The organism is Chitinophaga arvensicola, from assembly GCF_900110835.1.
GTDB classification, from domain to species: domain Bacteria; phylum Bacteroidota; class Bacteroidia; order Chitinophagales; family Chitinophagaceae; genus Chitinophaga; species Chitinophaga arvensicola.
Genome location: NZ_FOJG01000001.1, coordinates 1,582,914 through 1,602,939, shown reverse-complemented (window position 1 = coordinate 1,602,939; position 20,026 = coordinate 1,582,914). Strand labels below are relative to the sequence as shown.

The 20,026-nt window shown below is 46.2% G+C and carries 15 protein-coding genes; 9 read left to right on the top strand and 6 right to left on the bottom strand.

Annotated features, from left to right (window positions below; genetic code table 11):
• Positions 1-64: 64 nt before the first annotated feature.
• From BMW79_RS06835 to BMW79_RS06820, 4 genes are all read right to left on the bottom strand, one after another.
• A complete protein-coding gene (locus BMW79_RS06835; protein WP_177192066.1) occupies positions 65-1,819 on the bottom strand; it encodes a SusD/RagB family nutrient-binding outer membrane lipoprotein in 1,755 nt (584 codons plus the stop codon).
• A gap of 17 nt (positions 1,820-1,836) precedes the next feature.
• Positions 1,837-5,391 carry a SusC/RagA family TonB-linked outer membrane protein gene (locus tag BMW79_RS06830; RefSeq protein WP_218150285.1) on the bottom strand — a complete coding sequence of 1,185 codons (3,555 nt, stop codon included), beginning with the start codon at positions 5,389-5,391 and terminating at the stop codon, positions 1,837-1,839.
• 307 nt (positions 5,392-5,698) lie between these two features.
• Entirely contained in the window at positions 5,699-6,844 is a 1,146-nt protein-coding gene (locus BMW79_RS06825) for a FecR family protein (protein ID WP_089892281.1), read from the bottom strand.
• Positions 6,845-6,916: 72 nt separating this feature from the next.
• Positions 6,917-7,504 carry an RNA polymerase sigma-70 factor gene (locus BMW79_RS06820; RefSeq protein ID WP_177192065.1) on the bottom strand — a complete coding sequence of 196 codons (588 nt, stop codon included), beginning with the start codon at positions 7,502-7,504 and terminating at the stop codon, positions 6,917-6,919.
• Between the two features lie 221 nt (positions 7,505-7,725).
• On the opposite strand from BMW79_RS06820, the gene BMW79_RS06815 reads away from it, so the two are divergent.
• From BMW79_RS06815 to BMW79_RS06780, 8 genes are all read left to right on the top strand, one after another.
• Entirely contained in the window at positions 7,726-8,691 is a 966-nt protein-coding gene (locus BMW79_RS06815; RefSeq protein ID WP_089892275.1) for a phosphatidylinositol-specific phospholipase C, read from the top strand.
• 208 nt (positions 8,692-8,899) lie between these two features.
• The gene (locus tag BMW79_RS06810; protein ID WP_089892272.1) at positions 8,900-9,652 is read left to right on the top strand and encodes a CHAP domain-containing protein; all 753 of its coding nucleotides are present in this window, start codon (positions 8,900-8,902) and stop codon (positions 9,650-9,652) included.
• 63 nt (positions 9,653-9,715) lie between these two features.
• The gene (locus tag BMW79_RS06805; RefSeq protein ID WP_089892269.1) at positions 9,716-10,252 is read left to right on the top strand and encodes a DinB family protein; all 537 of its coding nucleotides are present in this window, start codon (positions 9,716-9,718) and stop codon (positions 10,250-10,252) included.
• Positions 10,253-10,335: 83 nt separating this feature from the next.
• Complete coding sequence (locus tag BMW79_RS06800; protein ID WP_089892265.1) at positions 10,336-10,992, top strand: GIY-YIG nuclease family protein; 657 nt, start codon at positions 10,336-10,338, stop codon at positions 10,990-10,992.
• A 235-nt stretch (positions 10,993-11,227) separates the two neighbouring features.
• Complete coding sequence (locus BMW79_RS06795; protein ID WP_143059096.1) at positions 11,228-13,705, top strand: hypothetical protein; 2,478 nt, start codon at positions 11,228-11,230, stop codon at positions 13,703-13,705.
• Between the two features lie 98 nt (positions 13,706-13,803).
• Positions 13,804-14,208 (top strand): VOC family protein, encoded by a 405-nt coding sequence (locus BMW79_RS06790; RefSeq protein WP_089896807.1) that lies wholly within the window; start codon positions 13,804-13,806, stop codon positions 14,206-14,208.
• A gap of 746 nt (positions 14,209-14,954) precedes the next feature.
• Positions 14,955-16,442 (top strand): DUF1254 domain-containing protein, encoded by a 1,488-nt coding sequence (locus BMW79_RS06785; RefSeq protein ID WP_089892260.1) that lies wholly within the window; start codon positions 14,955-14,957, stop codon positions 16,440-16,442.
• A gap of 196 nt (positions 16,443-16,638) precedes the next feature.
• Entirely contained in the window at positions 16,639-17,538 is a 900-nt protein-coding gene (locus BMW79_RS06780) for an alpha/beta fold hydrolase (RefSeq protein WP_089892257.1), read from the top strand.
• Between the two features lie 24 nt (positions 17,539-17,562).
• Here the strand turns inward: BMW79_RS06780 and BMW79_RS06775 are convergent, their stop codons facing one another.
• Positions 17,563-17,769: a hypothetical protein gene (locus tag BMW79_RS06775; protein WP_089892255.1), complete on the bottom strand. Its 207-nt coding sequence runs from the start codon at positions 17,767-17,769 to the stop codon at positions 17,563-17,565.
• A gap of 96 nt (positions 17,770-17,865) precedes the next feature.
• Between BMW79_RS06775 and BMW79_RS06770 the strand changes: the two genes are divergently transcribed.
• Positions 17,866-18,756 (top strand): winged helix-turn-helix domain-containing protein, encoded by an 891-nt coding sequence (locus BMW79_RS06770; protein WP_089896806.1) that lies wholly within the window; start codon positions 17,866-17,868, stop codon positions 18,754-18,756.
• Between the two features lie 76 nt (positions 18,757-18,832).
• Here BMW79_RS06770 and BMW79_RS06765 read toward each other — a convergent pair whose 3' ends face one another.
• On the bottom strand, positions 18,833-19,792 hold the full coding sequence (locus tag BMW79_RS06765; RefSeq protein WP_089892252.1) for a lipase family protein: 960 nt from the start codon (positions 19,790-19,792) through the stop codon (positions 18,833-18,835).
• Between the last annotated feature and the right edge of the window lie 234 nt (positions 19,793-20,026).

Genomic DNA, 20,026 nt, shown 5'->3' with positions numbered 1-20,026 from the left:
CCTATAAATGAAGAAGCCGTCTCTTTATAAGAGACGGCTTCCTGCAATATTCCACTGTTCGCTGCTATTGATAATTATAATTATCCCAGTAAGGCACCTTACCTTTTGCGGCGGCTGGTACCCAGAAAATGGGAGAGGTATTATTATTTTCCGGAGCTACTTTCTTGAAGTTGTCCGGGTTGTTGGTCAACTCAATAGTTGGGTAGCGTACTCTTTCCGGCATTGGTTTCCATACGGAAGTATGCCAGGTAAAGGGTTCCAGCTTAGGGTGACGGGTTCTTCTCAGCTCTGTCCACAGTTCGTAAGGCTGATAGAGGTTCAGATGCAGGTATTTCTGTTGCATCAGAATTTCCATTTTATCATCCTGGCTGGCAGCAAGGGTAAATTTGGTTTTCACCACATCGCCCCATGCGCTTACTACGGCAGCAGATGGTCTGGCAGGATATACCAGCGCCATTTGAGCAGGTGTCAGCTGGGTTTTAGCGTAGCTGCTCAGCTGATTAATATTATACCAGAAAGCGATGGAGTGTGTTACTTCATCTTTAATATGCTCTTCGGCAGATTTACCTGTATTACCTAATCCTTTGAGGGCAATTTCTGCCAGGAGCAGATCCAGTTCGGCCAATGAACTCATATATACCGGCATCTTCGCATTCTGGTGGAAGGTAGCGTGGTTATAGGTTGATTTGGCATTCTGTGCAAAAGAAGATACTACATTATCCGCATAAGGATAATATTTCTCGCCGCTATTGTACAGGGCTTCCTGTGCTTCGATATTGGCAGATACACCGCGGTAATCGAGGTATTTGGTAGGCATAGCCAGTACAGGCAGCCGTGGATCATCGATTCCTTCTTCATAGGCAGGTGTACCGTAGTTCAGCCTTTTCATGATGATGTTAGGAATAAAAGAGGCGAAAGTATTTTCATACACACCACGGATCCAGGTACCACCACCGGTTGGAACGATGTCGTACCAGTAGAACCAGTACTGATCAGTTTGTGGTAATGGCTTGGCTAATGCAGCCTGAATGAGCGGCTTGGCATATGCTTCTTCCACACCGGCAATTCTTACCAGCAATTTCAGACGGGTAAAGTTCATGAAGGCCACCCATTTATTAACGTCTCCGTTAAAAATGAGGTCCTGTTGTTTGAAAATACCCTGACCGGAGGCCGACATCTGTGAATAAGCGCCTGGTAATGCGTCGATCAGTGTACCAATTTCTGCGATTACAGACTGGTAAACGGTTTTAGGATCGTCGTATTTAGGAAACAGGTATTGTGCGCCACCTTTGGCACCCTGAAATGCGTCGGAGTAAGGAATGCTGTTAAAGAAATCCACCAGTTTGGCGCTTTGATAGCATTTTACAAAACTGGCCAGTTTCAGGTAAACATCAGCATCCAGTTTATCCTGCCCGGTACGCGCAGCTACTGTATTGGTGAGCTCTTCGTAGTTTTTCAGGCGGGTATAGCTGCTTTGGAAAAATGATTGTCCGGTAATAGGAAAATCATCAAAGCCGTTACCAGTGGTCAGATCATTATAATCGGAGAACCAGGCATAGCGATAAGATACATAACGCTGTGCTATTTGCGCATAGCCGGTGATACTGGTACCGCCGTTGAGCAGGTAATACCATTCGCCATAATCCTGCGCGAAAATTTTGTTATTGGTAACCAGCTGTGTGAATAAACCCGGTACCACATCTGTACCGCCACCGCTGGTAAGCTTGTCTTTGTCATAGTAACGGTCAGACAAGTCCTTTTTACAGCCGCCGAACAATGACGCTGACAGCAGCAATGTATATAAATAAGCTTTTTTCATTTTTTTCAGTTTATACATTAGAAAGCCACGTTTAATCCCAGGGAATAAGTCCGCTGTGTTGGATAGATGGTATTCTCTACGAATACATCGGCGCCCAGTGCTCCTTCCGGATCAATATTGGGGATGGATTTGTACAGGTAGAAAAGGTTACGGGCAGCCGCTGTAACGGTTAACCGTTGCATCTTGATTTTTTTAGCCATAGATGCTGGTAATGTATAGGAAAGAGCAACTTCCCTTACTTTGATGTAGTTATTTTCAAACAAACGGTCTGGCGGGAAAGAGGTAGCCAGGTCATTTGCATAACTGCTGTAGTAAGAAGAAGCGCTGGTCATGATGTCGTTTGGTACATATTTACCATTGTCATCCAGTTTAACGCCAGGAAGGATCAGACCATCATGGTATACTTTACCATCTTTAGATCCGGCTGGTGCAGCCTGTCCATGCTGCCATGGAACGTTCTGGTTGTTTGCATTGATATAATAAGCCAAGCCGCCATTTTCTTCATCACGGTACTTCATGGTATTTTCCAGCTGACCCACACCTGTTAAACGGTTGTTGGTGTAAGAGAAGATGGTACCACCATATTTATAATCCAGACCGATACGGAAGTTGAAGTTCTTATACTGGAAATCGGAAATGAAACCACCATATAATTTAGGCATTACATTACCTGCTGATATCGTTTTCTGATCGTCCAGCACATAGATACCATTGTTGTTAACCACTTTGTTACCCGCTTCGTCGCGTTTGTAATCGTAGGTGATGATTTCTCCGTAAGGCTGTCCCTGGTCAGCATGGATCGCCACAGCTGAACCATTGATCAGGTTCTGGAAAGGATTGTAGATAACTCCCGGATAGAGGGAAATTACTTTGGAAGCCTGTTTTGCAGCATTCAGCGTCAGGTTCCAGCGATAGTTTTTACCTACCAGCGGAGCACCGGTTAAAGCCAGTTCAAAGCCCCACGCTTTCACATCGCCGGCATTCACGGTCAGACCAGTGGAGCTGGAAGCAGAGGAGATCGGCAGGCTGATAATCTGATTGTAACGGTGATTGGTATAGAAGGAGAAGTCCAGGGTGATTCTGTCCTGTGGCAGGAAAGTGTTATTCACACCTACTTCAAATTCTCTTTTACGCTCTGGTTTCAATGCACCTGGCAACAGGTTTCCCGGAGGGGAAACGGAGTTAGCGCCGGTACCCGGAATACGGTTATATCCGTAAAGACTGTTGGAGAAATAACGGGAAGTACCGTTACCCACATCTGCCCAGGATACTCTCAGCTGTCCGCTGTTAACAGCAGGAATAGCAAAACGCTCGGTATAGTTCCAGGTAACAGCCGCACCAGGATAGAAGTACTTGTTATTTTCCGGAGGGAGGGTAGAGTTCCAGTCCTGTCTTCCCTGCACTTCCAGGGTCACTTCGTTCTTCCATGACAAGGCCACAGATGCCAGCATACTGTACAATACATCGGATCCACGGGTATAGTTTCTCAGCAGATAAGCATTATCTGCATTGGGTGTACCCAGCTGGTTAGCGAAAGAGTACCAGTCAGGGAAAGTAAGACCGCCAACAGTATTGGTTCCCAGGTAATCAACTGTACGCAGACGATATACACCACCTCCAAATGCAAACAACCGCAAATCGTTGTTCATGAAGTTTTTGCTATAGTTCAGCAACGCCTGGTAAGTCTGGGTAGTAGAATTTTCTTTGGCTACGCCGAAAGATCCACCCTGTACCGTAGGAATAATCCTCGTTACGCTTTGTTCTGTCGTATAATTGGTATTATCGTAATCCAGACCTGCCTGTCCTACGAGGAAGAGATTCTTGGTAAAGTTCAGCGTTACTTTGGCAGAAGTGATCATATGCACTTTATCATCCTTGTAACGGTTATTCTTCTGGTTCCAGATATAACTACCCAGTCTGGTAAATGCATCGGATACCCTTGCATTGGAAAGATCCCGCTGGTAGCCCGTAGCATCTGTATAGTAAGGATAAATTTTATCGTAGTCGTAATCTACCGGGTATCCCCAAGCTACAGGACCATCGTTCTGGGAACGGCGATTCTGCGTGGTGATATTGTAGATATTGGAAATTACTTCAAAGGAAGCCAGTTCAGATGCCTTGTAAGTTCCGTTGAAACTAAAGGAGTTTCTCTTCTGCCAACCATTTTCTGCAGCAATATCCTGGTAGTTGTAGTTGGTATAAGAAGCACGCATGCTACCTTTTTCGTTGCTACCTGCGATAGCTACGTTCGCAGTACTGGAATGACCATTACGGAACAGCGACAGGAAGTTGCCGGCGTGCGGGGAATTCTTTACTATAGAGCTATCGTAGAACATCACATCTGCACCGTCAAAAGCAGGACCGAAGCTAAAACGCTTGTTTGGAAGCAGCCTGGTTTTTACACCGTTGATGGTAGCATAGGTAGTATCATACAGGTTATCACCAAGGCCATATTTTGTCTGGAGCTTCAGGTAAGATACCGGTTGTTCCACGCTGTACTGCAGGTTACCTGTCATACCAAATCCTTTGGCATTACGGCCACTCTTGGTGGTAATGAGCATTACACCGTTTGCCGCATCACTACCGTATAATACGGTTGCTTTTGCACCTTTGAGGATGTCGATTGACTCGATATCATCCGGGTTAATGTCGTTGATACCGGCGCCATAATCAAATCCCTGACCAATGTCGCCACCTATCTTTGTTTTACGGTCACTTAAGATCACACCATCTACCACAAACAAAGGCCGCACATTCTGGTCGTTGTTCATACTGGCAGCACCACGGATATTGATCCTGATACCACCCTGAGGACCAGCAGCACCTGTATTTACACCCACACCGGCAGCTTTACCATATAACGCCAGGAAAGGGTTCATCGTAGTACCTGCTTTGGTCAGTTCATCTCCTTTAATGGTGCTGATCGCATATCCTACGGTTCCTTTCGGACGTTTGATACCCAATGCCGTTACCACCATTTCATTCAATCCGCTGGATGCAGCTGAGAGTGTTACATTCACGAAAGAAGAGGTACCTACGTTTACTGTTTTCGCATCAAATCCTACGGAAGTGAATATCAGTACTACATTTTCATCCGGAGCATCGAGGCTGAAACGACCCTGCACATCGGTAGAAGCACCGGTTTTGGTACCTTTCACGAGTACGGTTACACCTGGTATAGGTGCGCCGGTGCTATCTTTTACCACCCCGCTTATCTTCCTGATCACCACTTCCGGGATCTCGATAAAGGGCATGGCTTTCTCCAGTTTTATATCTTTCTCTTTTACAGCAATGATCTTACCGATCACTTCGTAGCTGAAAGGCTGATTCTTGAAAAGCAGCGCCAATACGTCTTCCAGAGAAGCATTCTGAATGGAGATATCTACCGGCTTACTTTTTTTCAGCATGGCATCTTCATACCAGAATTTATAACCTGATTGCTTTTTAATTTCTTCAAACACCTTCTGAATCGGCGCATTTTTCTGCGATAAGGTTATCTGTTGCGACAGAGTTTTGGCGCTGATCTGCAAACAAACTACCGTAAGGAGGATAGCTGTTAATTTTATTTGCATAATCAGTTGTTTTTTTAGCTTCAGATGGACGCCTGCTTGACGGACAGCCAGGACACGATCTTTGATGGTTGATAATAGCCCAGGTACATAGACGGGCTTTGCATGACAATTAGATTGCATACATTTGTAGTGTTTGGGTTTAGATAATCTGATTTCTGGTAACATTGATGTCAGCTTTGACCCAGGCGTTTATGACCAGGGGCGGGTGAGATCGCTCCTGGTTTTTTATGCCGGTTCCTACACTTCCATTAGGGACTCTTGTTCATTGTTAGGCATTATTATTTGGTTGATATAAACTTAAAAGACGCTACGGCATTACGATCAGCCTATGATTCTCCATTTTAAAATGGATCTTGCTGATTTCCAGTAATCGTAATAATTCAGACAGATTGGCGTCCCGGGGAATATCTCCCGTAAAACTGCGTGCCGGTATAGTTCCGTTATATACTACCTCTACATCGTACCACCTTTCCACTTGTCGCATGATTGTTTTGATGTCGGCGCTCTTAAAAGAGGTCAGCCCATTCTTCCAGGCAACAGCCAGATCAATATCTGCCTTCTCTATCACCTGTATTTTACCGTCCGGCTCAAGCAGGGATTGCTCTCCGGGTTTTAATAAACTGGAGGCTGTTCCTCCGGTTACTTTAACAGCACCTTCCAGTAAAGTGGTCCTGATGCCCGCTTCATCGGCATAGGCCATTACATTAAAACTGGTGCCGAGTACAGCTATATTTGCTTTGTTTACAGATACAAAAAAAGGTTGACCGGCATTCTTAGCTACTTCAAAATAAGCTTCGCCATTCAACTCCACCCGGCGTTCCTTGCCTACAAAAGCCGTGGGAAATTTCAGAGAAGAAGCGGCATTCAGCCACACCCGGGACCCATCCGGCAATTCCAGCCGGTATTGCCCCCCTTTGGGTGTTCTCAGTACATTATAAGCTACGCCACTGTTCACAGAAGGATGCCCCGGATCATATTTCAGCAAACCCGGACTCGCATGCAGACTCGCATTCCCTTGTGGGGTCAGCGCTCCATTTAGATTACTGTCCAGTGCAATAGTATTCCCATCGGCCAGGGTAAGCATCGCTTTGTTGCCACCCGGCGCTACATCTTCTTTTTTATTTTCGGTCACCGGACCCGCTACCTTGCTCGTTTTGCGCTCCCTGGTAGCTAACAGCCAGGCGCCCCCGGCAACAATCAGCAATAACACCGCTGCTGCCCAACGCTGACGATATACCGGCTTCATCACCACCGGTTCGGGCTTCAGTTCGGGTAAGGGAAAGGTGGGATCCGCCTCCTCTCCGGATTGTATCCAGGCTTCTTCTATCAATAACTCCAGTTGCGTCTGGTTATCTGCCGCATTCAAAAAGTCACTTAACTCGGACTGTTCCGGAGCTGTGAGCATCTTGTTGGCATATTGGCTTAATAAGTAACGCAACCTGGTATTATCCATCGGTATAGATTGATTCTACCTATTAAGACAGCAGGAAGTAAAAAAAGAGGTAATGGGGAAGAAAAATTTTTTTTAGCCCCGGAAAGGATGACTTAAAATCAGCAATAATACATTGATTTCCGGGTGCGCCATGGCGTAGCTCCGGATAGAACGAAGTGCCAGTACCATATGCTTTTTTACGGTTTCCAGGGAGATGGCCATCCGCTCAGCTATTTCCGCCTGCCGCAAACCTTCGTCCCGGCTTAACAGATACACTTTCTGCCGTTGCGCAGGTAACTCCGAAATAGCCTGGTCTATAATACGGCGGTAGTTTTTAAGAACCGCATCTTCTTCCTGGTCCTGCGTATCTGCTACACTTATTTCCCAGGCCTGCTTCTGCGCCAGTTCCCGGCCCAGCTTCTTAAGGAAGGATATACTGTAGTTCCGGGCCACTGCATACAGGTACGAATGAAAATGCTCCACCTGGCTCAGCTTCTCCCGCTTCTCCCAGATACGGATAAAGATCTCCTGTACAATTTCCTCTGCCAGTGCCCGGGAGCCGGTCAACTGCATCACAAAAGCACCCAGGCGATGCTGATAGGTATGAAACAACTGCGCGAATGCAGCCTCATCGCCTTGCGACACCCTGAATAGTAAATCTGGTTCACTATTTAATTGCACGGTATTCAAAATATATTTAAAACGTTTCCCCGAAAAGCAAAATCTGGTTGATGTGATGGCATAAAGATATGTATTCCCTTGCTGATAAAAAATCACACCTTTTACATCTTTCAAAAACATTCACTTACCACCACAATTTGTTAACCCACAATTAATTTTCACTGCGATGAACCAAACACTGCTCCCATGTATTTTTAGTATAAAATATAAATTCTCACACTATGAACATGAAAATCCTCTCACTGGCCCTGGCCACCTGTACATTCTTTGGCTGTAAAAAAGACCTTACAAATCCCAATGCCACCGCAGGCATTGAAACAGTGAACAACGCCGCTATTGTAAACACGTTAAGTGTTAGCCTTACCGGATGGATGGGCTCCTTAGCAGACAACACCGCCCTCACCAGCCTCTCTATTCCCGGCACACACGACAGCGGCGCCCGCGTAGAACCGGTGAGCGGCACGGCCAAATGCCAGAACCTCACTATCGGCGAACAACTCAATGCCGGTACCCGCTTCCTGGACATCCGCTGCCGTCACATCGGCGACGCCTTCGCCATTCACCACGGATCTATTTACCAGAACCTGAATTTTACGGACGTATTAACCGCCTGCTACAATTTCCTCGCCGCCAACCCTACCGAAACCATCATCATGTGCGTGAAAGAGGAATATGACGCCACCAACAACACCCGCAGCTTTGAACAAACGTTCGACAGCTACACCCAACTGCAACCTTCAAAATGGTACCTCGGAGATGCAGTGCCCAATCTCGGATCGGTAAGAGGTAAAATTGTACTGCTGAGAAGATTCGGTGCCTCCGCTACGCCCAAAGGCATCGAAGCCACCAACTGGTCAGATAACACCACTTTTTCCATCAACAATACCAACTCCTCCCTGAGAGTGCAGGACCAGTATGTAGTACCCGACAATAACAACAAATGGACCGGTATCACCAACCTGTTCACGGAAGCACAGAGTGGTAGCCAGTCCGTGCTATATATCAATTTCACCAGCGGCTACAAATCCCTCATCTTCGGCATTCCCAGTATCACCACCGTTTCCAACAACATCAACCCACGGATCAATACCTATTTTACCAGTAATACACATGGCAGATACGGTATTATCCCGATGGACTTTGCCGCGGCCGACCGCAATACTTTAATCATCAACACCAACTTCTAAAAACCGGAGATACGGTTTTTCCGGGCAAACAGTTTTTCCCGGCTGAATAGCTAATGAAGGTGACAGGCCATCCCTCCAACAGGGGTGGCTTTTTTTTGCATAATGCCCAGACTTTTTCGTAACTTTTTAGGAGTGATTGTTATCTCTGATGTAGCCCCAAAAACATACCCCATTCGCAAATAGTAATATAACCTCAAAAACAAAACAAATGAATTACCCCAACAAAGTGATCAAAACCGGCGAAACCAATAGCCAGGTGGTCAAAGCCATTCAACAAAGACTCATCGCACTGGGCATCGGCGCACTGCAAGGTACAGGTACCTATGGCCCAAAAACAGTAGCCGCCGTAAAGCAATTTCAGGCCCTGCACCGCGACAAATTCGGCAACCCTTTGATCGTTGACGGCGAAGTAGGCGCCATTACCTGGGAAGCCCTCTTCGATGTGCCGGCTGAACCGCACACCGATGCCCCCAATGCCCTGCTGGCAAAAGCCATTGCGGTAGCGGAAACACAGATCGGCGTGATGGAAGAGCCCCCGGGCAGTAATCGTGGCACACAGGTAAACGCCTATCTTGCCAGCACCAACACACCCCCCGGTAATTACTGGTGCGCCGCTTTCGTATACTGGTGCTTCAAGAAAGCTGCTGCCGACCTGGGCATTCCCAATCCCGTTTATAAAACAGCCGGCTGCCTCGATCACTGGAACCATACCCAGGGCCAAAAAATCACGACTGCCAAAGCCATCAATAATCCCTCCCTGATCGTACCCGGCAGCATCTTCATCAAAAATCACGGTGGCGGCTTCGGCCATACCGGCATTGTTACCGCTGTAAGTGGTGGATTCATCGAAACCATTGAGGGGAACAGCAATCCCAATGGCAGCAGCAACGGCATCGGCGTATTCCGCCTGAAATTCCGGAAAATAAATTCTATCGAAAAAGGATTTATCATTTACGGATAATAAAAATAACCTGGCCGGATCGTATCTTCCTGCCAGGTTATTCCACCCACATCCGTCACTGTTATGAATACACCCGATACACTTCGTCAATTCAACGACACCATCGACAAATGGATCACTCACCTGGACGACTACACGCTGACAATGCTCTGCCAGCAACCTCACCCTGGTACCTGGTCGCTTGGTCAGGTATACGAACATATCATTGCAGATACCTGGTATTTTATCGGGGAGATAAAAACCGCTTTACAGTCAGGCAACATCAACCGTGAGCAACAAATGCACCCAGATGCCAACACTATTTTTGCGCAACAGCGCTTCCCGGATGCCCGTCTGCCTAATCCGGCCAATGATCCCGACTCCCCGCAACCTGCCAGCAAAGACCAGCTAAAACAACAGCTGCTGCTGATCAAGGAAGAAATAAATCATCTCGGCTCTACCGCCGATTTCACCCATGCACACGGAAAAACCCGGCACCCCGGACTCGGCTTCTTCAACGCCGGCGAATGGCTCCAATTCGCTGAAATGCATATGCGACACCATCTCCGGCAGAAAAAAAGAATTGACGACGCCCTTTTTACACCACCCCATCAGGGCTGACAAACTCCACTGATTTTGTACATAGCGATCATAGTCGTAAATTGATAATATAATTCTCAATTTCACAAGCGCGAAGTCACCTCATGGAGCAAGTACAAGTTGGTAAATGTGTGTATATCCTGAATACAGGTAAGAACCTGTATAAGATCGGCAAAACCCAGGATCTGCATAAGCGGCTGGCCGCTTATCATACACACCTGCCCGTTATGTTCCGCATCATCAGGCAATACGCGGCCCAGAACATGACCGACCTGGAAGAAAGTCTGCACATTGTTTTCCAGCATAAACGCGTTAAAGGGGAATGGTTTGAACTGAGTAAAGACGATCTCATCATCTGCGACAACATTGCGCGGAACTATGCCCTGCATGCCCTACAGAAGCAGCATCGCAAATACGCCGATATCACCTTCAGCGATAATCCCATGTTGCAGGTAATGGAAGCCAACGAAAAATACCTGCAGGATTATTCCCGCATTGCCGACGATATCAAACTGGGACTTAACAACGACGAAGTATTTGAACTGCACGAGGGCACCGTGCATAAAGCTATCATTGAAACAGTACGACGGCTCCTCAGATACCGTACCCCTAATTCAGAATTCCTGGGCAAATGGCTGCGGGTGGTGAATGAACTCAGCGAAGGAGAAAGCGAAAGTAATATTCTCCAGAAATACAAAGGGCATGTGAGCCGCACCACTATACAGATGATCAAACGGATTCTGCGGAACCAGTTATATTAAATCCGGCGCTCTCCTTAAAAGTAACTCCTTAGCAACATTCCGGCACTACTTGATCACTTTACATGGATGTCATTTCCAGCCAATCGCTGTGGGGGAGTGGTATTCAATGTTACAGTATTTAATTATTCAAAATAATTTAATAGATTGGCAAGCGGCCGCATAATGTCTGTCAGCTGTGTACGGCTGAAGGTACATGTTGGTCGCGCTTTATTTATGATATTCCACGTCCCCACTTATGGTCACTCATTCCACGTCATTCAGGAAGTGTGTGCTGTTGCTGTCATTACTGACAACCGCCATGCTACACGCTTATTCACAACTATCTCCCGTAAATCAGGCGCTTAACAAATTTGCCCTTAAGGAAACCGTTGAGCATATATACCTGCAATACGACAAACCTTATTACCAGCCAGGAGAAACTGTCTGGTTCAAAGCCTGGTGCTTAATGGGTACTATGCCGACGGCATCTACCAAAACCATGTACGTAGACTGGTCAGATGACAGTGGCCACATCGTTGCCCACGATGCTTACCCTGTTGCGAATGCATCTACCCATGGTCAATTCGATGTCCCAGCCTCCTACACCGGAAAAACACTGCATGTACAAGCATACACCAAATGGATGCTTAATTTTGATACCGCATTTCTTTACAGAAAAACCCTGCCCATTTTCCAGGAAAAGGATACGGTGATACCATCCGCGCCAGATCCACGGGACACCCTGTTTTTCTTCCCGGAAGGTGGAGATATGGTCACGGGCCTGTTTAACAGAATTGCCTTTATGGCCGTAGACCGCTACCAGCAACCGGTACAGGTGTCGGGGATTATTACCGCATCCTCCGGAGAAACAATTGATTCCTTCCAGTCGAAACACGATGGCATGGGCTACTTTTATCTGCAACCTACGCCTGGCGATACTTACAGCGCGCACTGGACCGCCCCCGACGGGAAGCAGCACCACACGGCTTTACCAGCAACCAGAGAAACAGGCGTAGTGATGAATCTGCATATAGGCGCCGGCAAGCATTTACTGCAACTCCAGCGAACAGATGATACTACCCTCCCGTACCGGCAACTACACCTGGTGGCTACTCAAAACCAGGAACTGGTGTACGAAGCAAACATATCACTCAACGACGAAACAACCGCACAGGTAGAAGTTCCGGTTACCACGCTCCCAAGCGGCATCATACGCTACACCATTTTTGACGCCGGCTGGAAACCCCTTGTCGAACGCATTGGCTTTATCAACAACGGTGAATACCAATTTACCTCCACACTTAAAGCCGACACCCTTGCGCACGATAAAAGAGGACTCAATGTATTCACTGTCAACATACCCGATTCCTTACTGGTTGATTTAGCCGTTTCCGTTACCGATGGTACAGATACCACCAAAGATAACAGCGACCATATCATCTCTTACCTGCTGCTGAGCAGCGAACTGAAAGGGACAATCCGCTGCCCGTCCTGTTATTTCAAAGATAATTCCAGCCACACACAGGAAAACCTGGACCTCCTGATGCTTACACATGGCTGGCGCAGGTACAACTGGGAAAAGATATTACGGGAAGAACAACCCGTATTAAAATACGGCATGGATTCTACCTATCTCTCTTTCTCCGGCCAGCTGTCCGAAAACAGGCTGCAAGCACTGCAAAAGGTATTGAAAGACTCCAGCAGAAAACACCTGATCATCTTCTCCTTACGACCGGCATACGATACGCTCATGCAGCTGCTCACCCTGCCCATATCCAGCGATGGACATTTCAGCATGCCTAATCTACTGGTTTTTGATAACCTCCAGGTGAGTTATCAGTTTTCCGACAAACGCATCAATTTCAGTGAATTTGATATAGATTTTATTCCGGAAAGACTCGATAAAGCCATTCCGGCCTACAAACCGGCACTTTTAAACACAGCGCCGAAAATCGCCGGTCGTCCCGGTGATATGATGTATCAACCCGTTGTCTGGCAAATAGATGATAAAACCATACAATTAAAAACAGTAGACATTAAAGGAAAATCGCGCACAGAATTACTGGAAGAAAAATATACCGGTAAAAACTCGATGTTCCGGAATATGTTCGGCTACAGCGTAAATGTAGAGGACGACCCAAAGGCTAATCTGGCCATGAACATATTCACTTACCTGATGATGAAAGTTCCCGGTTTAAAAATTGAAGCCGCCCTTACGGCTTCAGACACGCCTAAGATAACATGGACCGGATACCGATCCATGGCGCCCGGTAAAGGCTATATGCCACCCGCTATTTATTACAATGAAGCTATTTCAAACGCCGAAAGCCTCATGTCGTTGCCGGTTACAGAGGTAGCCTATGTAAAGGCATTTACCCCTCCTTTCGGGCTTGATGAAGGCGGCGCCATTGCCATTTATACCAAAGGCCGGAAAAATTATACTAACCCAAGACCTTCCAACTTAAAACAGGAAATGATCATCGGGTATGCTGCTATCCGGGAATTCTATTCCCCTGATCATAGTAATCCAGCCAGTGATCCGCATCCCGACGCCAGAACGACCTTGTACTGGAACCCGATGCTACGGGCAGATTCAGCAGGGGCGCCCGTTAAAATACGTTTCTACAACAACGATTATAGTAAGGCTTACAGGATCGTGGTAGAGGGGATTACAAGAAATGGGAAATTGACGCGGATAGAGCAGCGAATAGAGGCGGGGAATGTGGCGCAGTAAATCCGGGAAAGAAATAAAAATATTCCGTTTTCGCTGCTGACATAGGGCTGTCACTTGGCTGAAATAGCTTTGTGTTATTGTAAACAAATAACATGTATATGAATCTCTCTTCAGTCCGGATTATTACAGCCGATATTAAACGCCTCGTGGCCTTTTATGAAACCGCTACCGGTATGTCTTTTACCTGGTATACGGATGATTTCGCCGAACTACGGACACCACTTGCCGCCCTTGCAATAGGCAGTACACGCACCTTAGCCCTTTTTGGCGGTGATGCGGTGGCCAGCGCCGCCAGCAACAGATCTGTGATCATTGAATTCCAGGTACCCGATGTGGACAACAGCTACCAGCAGATAGCCGGCCATATTGAGGAAGGAATTGTGCAAAAACCCACTACCATGCCCTGGGGAAACCGTTCGCTGTTATTCAGGGATACCGATGGTAACCTGGTGAACTTCTTTACACCGCTGACGCAGGAAGCAAAGAAAAGAACAGAAGCGTGATAAGGTTGCTGGTATAAAGGATGCTCTTAGCATACCTGTTATTCTGGCGAACGACAAAAAAAAATCTGAACTTTGAAATGATTTACAGACTGGTGCAAGTTCCCTGAATTGCACCAGTCTTCCTGACGAAATACTTTGCGCCTCAAAAGGATGTCTCAACGATGCCTATTCAGTATACACGGCTTCCGGCAGTGGCATTTGTTCACCAATTCTATAGCTTATCTTTAAATACAATGTCACGCACAAGCCTTTTACCTCTACATAACCTGTATTTAACAGGTACGGGATATCGAGGGCTTAAGTATAAGTTATGGGTAAGTTATATGCAGGTGAACCTAGCTTGACACTAGCACTCCACTAGCATTAAACCCCTGGTCGGACAATACCGTATAAAAATAAAAAAACTCCGGCTTATCAAGTTGGTCATAACAGGCAGAACTGTATTCCACTGAATACCCGCTAAAATCCGGCCTGCCATCAGGGTATTGCCGAAAACACCAACCATCACCCAGCACAAATACCGCGCGTTCTACATTTGCAAATAACAGAACAATTTTTCCGGTTAGCTTGTTTCTTAACGTACACAAACTTCCCATTGTATAAAAAGTGCCTTTATCCGGCCCTTATCATGATACCGGTTACCCCGATTCCTATTGCATAACCATCAATTAGCCTTCGGGTCTTATGCCTGAGATTTCCGATGAATCATCATACCTGGCGATTTTTAATTTATTAAAACCCTTGTTATGACGAACATCTCCATCATTTCTCTTTCTGCATTATTACTTGCGGCTTGTAATCAGTCGCCCTCGCAAAAAAATATCGGTAATGACACTACTGCTGCAAAAAATGCGTTGCCATCTGAATACGAGTTCGTCGGTGGATATCCTACAAAAGCAACTGTTCAGAAAGCTTATGATGATGCAGATTTTTATCGTGCCGTTCAGGCCTATAAATTTTTCTATCCAACAGTTTCCGGAGAGGCTATTCTGCAAGGTAATCTTGCTATTGGCATCAAGCCGAATACGGTATCCGGAACTTTAGATACCAAGCCGATGCAGATCGGCTTTACATTAAATTCTGATACGCCTTACGGACCTATCCTGATTGACCTGGTTGGCGGGCCAATGGTAATAGAAGTGCCACCCGGCCCGCTGATTGTGGTAGCAATGGACGTGAACCAGCGCTGGGTGGCCGACATGGGTATTCCCGGTCCCGATGAAGGAAAGGGTGGCAAACACCTGATTTTACCTCCGGGATACAAAGGCAATATTCCCGCAGGATACCATGTATGGAAGTCTTCTTCCAACAATCTCACTGTGGGCATACGATCCTTACCTATTGGAGGTGATGTATCAGCAGCCATGGAAAGAGTCAAAACCGTAAAATTCTATCCGCTGAATTCATCTGCTGCTGCGTCCCCCATTCAATGGCTGGATTTAACAGGAAAACCTCAGAATACAACCCCATTGGAATGGGAAACCAATATTAAATACTGGCAGGTATTAAGTAAAGTAATCGACCGGGAACCGGTGTATGAAGGTTACCGCACCTACTATGGAGAACTCGCCATACTGGGCATCGTAAAAGGAAAACCATTTACACCCGATGCCCGGATGCAACAAATACTGGAACGGGCAGCAAAAACAGGCAACGCACAAATGCGGGTACAATCCTTTGCCGACCGCAGAGAAGACAGGGTAGTGTGGAAAGACCGCCGATGGGAGTGGGCAGGATTAAGACCTGAAAACGGGGATTTTGATGCGCCTTCCTATGTGGATATTGATGCAAGAGAAGTATGGTTTTATCAGGCTATCGGCGCTTCTCCCGCCATGTTCAGAAGAAAGGCAGGCTATGGCTCATTATACTGGCTTGGATTGTATGACCAATCGGGTAATTATGTTGATGGAAGCAAAACATATAAACTCACCATTCCGCAACCAGTCCCTGCCAAATTATTCTGGTCGGTCACTATATACGATGCAGAAACCCGTAGCCAGATTAATACCGATCAGGGATATGCTGCGCTCCGTTCCTTATTCGAACTCAAAGACCTGAATACCACCTCTCCGATCGATTTATACTTTGGGCCAACAGCACCGGCAGGAAAAGAAAAGCAATGGATCAAGACTATTCCCGGAAAAGGCTGGTTTACCTACTTCCGGATATATGGTCCTGAAGAAGCTGCTTTTAACGGAGGCTGGAAGCCTGGCGATTTTGAAGAAGTAAAGTAAGCTGATTTATATCCACAGTAAAAAAGGAAGTCCGCAGATGGTGTCTGCGGACTTCCTTTTTTACTGTGGATATAATCGTTATCCGGGGAAATCAACAATTGGCACTATTTTGAAAGTATCACGGACTATGGTGAAAACTTCGTTCATCAGGTAAGCATTAACCCATCCATTCATTCAGCGATCAAAAAATCAGATTATGACAGCGCAACCAGTTAAGATCATATCGACCGATAGTTTACAAATCGCCTACCTGGAACATGGTGCTAGCGACGGTTGGCCGGTGCTGCTATCTCATGGATTCCCCTACGATGCACATTCTTTCAATGAGGTGGCCTCCATTCTGACACAGGCAGGAGCAAGAGTTATTGCGCCCTTTACCCGGGGCTTCGGGGAAACCCGTTTCATTTCAGCCGATGTGATGCGTAGCGGACAACAGGGTGCCCGTGGCAGAGATGTTATTCAGCTTTGCCAGGCATTGGAATTGAAACAACCAATTGTTGCAGGTTTTGATTGGGGTGGCAATGCTTGCTGCACAGCGGCGGCACTGTGGCCGGAACAGATTGGCGGCCTTGTATCATATGCCGGCTATGATATTGTAGATGTGAATCAGCAGCGGCATGCAGCAACGCCTTCACTGGAGCGTGTCTGCTGGTATCAGCATCTTTTTCAATCGGAACGCGGGCGTGAATGCCTTGCTGAAAACCGTTACGAACTGCCACGGATGCTCTGGCGCGAATGGTCGCCCGACTGGCAATTCGATGAAGCCACTTTTGCCCGAACGGCAAAATCATTTGACAATCCTGATTTCGTAGATGTAGTAGTGCATACCTACCGCTGGATGCATGGCCATACCGTGAATGATCCTACATTACAGCGCCTTGAAGACAGGCTGGCGCAAAAGCCGAAGATAACAGTGCCGACAGTAACGATCGATGGCGCAAATGACCCGCTTAAGCCAGGTGGAACAGCTGATCACGCTGGCATGTTTATCGGTCAGCATACCCATATCGTTGCTGATACGGGTCACAATGTACCACAGGAAGCGCCACAGGTATTTGCCGATGCAGTACTGACGGTTTATAACTGGTTGAAGTAATCTTAGGCAGTCTTTCATCCCCATTTATAAAAGTTGTAACAAGAAAGGCTGCCATTCATCCTTCGCTTCTAAAATCCCAAAAAACATTCCTTCTGCTGACATTATCTCTGTGACAATGGGCCTTGCAGCTGCCTTCGCGTTATGTTTTTGCTTAGCTTGTGCAGGGAAATAAAGTACTCTTTCCGCCGGCAGGATCATCAGGTTGTACAGCGCGTTTTTTTTCCATATCATATCAAAGCTGATTCAATGAAATTACTTTGATATCTTTCGGCCTTGGTAATCAGGATTGTAAATAAAAATGTAACCTTTGTAATAAATCTCAAAATGATGCCTGACGTACGAAACCGCCTCTTCGGAAAACGCAGTTACCTGTACGGATTTATACTATTCGCGTTTATCCCGGTCATATGCGTGGCTTACAGTATGACCAGCAACGACGACTTTGATATTGCCAGGAGGGAAGTTTTGCTCCGCAGGATAGGACATGAAGTCCTTTTGCAGTCGGGCGACAGCACCTCAAGGGTACTTCCGGTAAAAAAGATCGCCGAAAATGAATACCAGATCAGGTTTGAGAATGATTTTACTTTTCAACCGGATTCCCTGGTGAATACTACCCGGCGCTTGTTGGCCCGGGACCCGCTCGCGCGTGATTATGTTGTGAATGTTCTGAACTGTAGTAACGCCAGTGTAGCTTACGGTTACGCCATATCCAAAAACATAAAAGATGACATTATTGCATGCAAAGGAAGAGTGCAACCCAGGGCATGTTATATGATCGATGTTAAATTCAAACCAACAGGTTTAAATACTGCAAAGAACAGGTATCTGCTGGGTAGTATACCGTTACTGGCATTTGTGTGTTTTATTTTTCTGAGATCTGTTAAGCCAGCGAAAGTTCTACCAGTGGCGCAGCGCACCGGGACACTCACTTTTGGCGCAGTCTTATTTGATGTAGAGAAGCGGCAGCTGGTCATAAATAAAGAGTCCATAGACCTAACCGGAACGGAAACACGTTTACTGCTCATTTTCGCATCGTCTCCCAACGAGATCATAGAGAGACGTCGCCTGCAAAAAGAGATATGGGAAGATGAAGGGGTTATTGTGGGTCGTAGCCTGGATGTGTTTATATCAAAACTCAGGAAAAAACTTGAACCCGATCCGGATAGCAAAATTGTTGTGGTAAGGGGTAAAGGCTATAAGCTTGAAATTAACGCGTAATAAGCATCTGATTTAACCTGAATAAACCAGGCAATAAGACCGGTGGCTAAATTTAGCCACCGGTCTTATTTTTTTATTACGAGACTCTGCATCTTGCGTCATCTCCGGAGCTGATGATATCGGGGTTATCGTTGCCATCCAGTTTCTCCAGCAGATACAGGTAAACGGGAAGTTGATGTGCACATCCTGCTCCTTCATGGTTTACATTTGGATCACCTGTTGAATCAATTTTGAAACCTCCGGTGACATGTGTATAGAGGTTGCTGTTAGCTTCCTTCCATACCGGAAGATCAGGAACTGTATCTTCTGCATTATAGATGCGCAGACATTCGGCGATCGTACTGCTGGCGAGAGAGGTAAATGCTTCGTTGCCTGTCTTAGGCGACGCAAAAGTACAGAGGCTAAGATTAAACTTCGTCCCTAGTTTAACAGTAGCAGCTGCAGCAAAGAAAGTAGCCACGGCAGCACCCAGACTATGCCCGGTTACTGTTATCCGTTGATGGCCCGCTCCGTTCATATATTTACCCGGATCGGTGGCAAGTTTGCTTAACGAAACAGGAGTGATGGGGTCTGTATCTTCAGGTAAGGATACAATCCGGCCTGCTTCAAAAAGTTTATAAAAGCCTTGTGGTACACGGGCCTCGTTATTATACTCCCTGAATAGCGTTGGAATAATATCTTCATCTGCGAAGGTTTCAAAAAGATTTTGCGTACCTCTGATGGCTATCACATAATCTTTAGTCATCTTATTCTGTGCGATAAAACCAAAATAAGACCAGACATTTACAAAGTTGCTTTTCTCTGGCATCTGTATATTATATAGTATCCTGAATCTCTTGAGAAATGCCGGATTTAATAACAGGGCATAGGTAGGGTCTGCGCATATATCCTTATACGCATCCAGGGAAGGATTGGGATCGGGGTCTACTCCGTTCTTTGATGCTTTTTTGTTAATACCAACTGCTATAGCGACGCATCCGCATATAGAGATGGCTTCAGAAATGGAAATTGCTGCTGATTTTACTTGAGGTTCCATAAGTGTATTAATTTTTAAAAGTGAAAATGGTTATTGAGGTATAAAATCTATTTTGAGGTATATAAAGCGTTACAACAGCTATATTTAGATATATGGAATAGGAAGTTAGTATTTTTTTTCATTATTCCAAATAAACATAGCAAACCGGATTAACCGATACCGGGAGGTGATTATTTTATCATAGCGACGGGGTAACATCCGGTGAACAGCATATCATCGTTATACAGGTTATTT

Bases quoted from the DNA above. Each gene is read 5' to 3' on its own strand.
- BMW79_RS06835 (WP_177192066.1), bottom strand. From the start codon at position 1,819: ATGAAAAAAGCTTATTTATATACATTGCTGCTGTCAGCGTCATTGTTC.
- BMW79_RS06830 (WP_218150285.1), bottom strand. From the start codon at position 5,391: ATGCAAATAAAATTAACAGCTATCCTCCTTACGGTAGTTTGTTTGCAG.
- BMW79_RS06825 (WP_089892281.1), bottom strand. From the start codon at position 6,844: ATGGATAATACCAGGTTGCGTTACTTATTAAGCCAATATGCCAACAAG.
- BMW79_RS06815 (WP_089892275.1), top strand. From the start codon at position 7,726: ATGAACATGAAAATCCTCTCACTGGCCCTGGCCACCTGTACATTCTTT.
- BMW79_RS06810 (WP_089892272.1), top strand. From the start codon at position 8,900: ATGAATTACCCCAACAAAGTGATCAAAACCGGCGAAACCAATAGCCAG.
- BMW79_RS06805 (WP_089892269.1), top strand. From the start codon at position 9,716: ATGAATACACCCGATACACTTCGTCAATTCAACGACACCATCGACAAA.
- BMW79_RS06800 (WP_089892265.1), top strand. From the start codon at position 10,336: ATGGAGCAAGTACAAGTTGGTAAATGTGTGTATATCCTGAATACAGGT.
- BMW79_RS06795 (WP_143059096.1), top strand. From the start codon at position 11,228: ATGGTCACTCATTCCACGTCATTCAGGAAGTGTGTGCTGTTGCTGTCA.
- BMW79_RS06790 (WP_089896807.1), top strand. From the start codon at position 13,804: ATGAATCTCTCTTCAGTCCGGATTATTACAGCCGATATTAAACGCCTC.
- BMW79_RS06785 (WP_089892260.1), top strand. From the start codon at position 14,955: ATGACGAACATCTCCATCATTTCTCTTTCTGCATTATTACTTGCGGCT.
- BMW79_RS06780 (WP_089892257.1), top strand. From the start codon at position 16,639: ATGACAGCGCAACCAGTTAAGATCATATCGACCGATAGTTTACAAATC.
- BMW79_RS06775 (WP_089892255.1), bottom strand. From the start codon at position 17,769: ATGATATGGAAAAAAAACGCGCTGTACAACCTGATGATCCTGCCGGCG.
- BMW79_RS06770 (WP_089896806.1), top strand. From the start codon at position 17,866: ATGCCTGACGTACGAAACCGCCTCTTCGGAAAACGCAGTTACCTGTAC.
- BMW79_RS06765 (WP_089892252.1), bottom strand. From the start codon at position 19,792: ATGGAACCTCAAGTAAAATCAGCAGCAATTTCCATTTCTGAAGCCATC.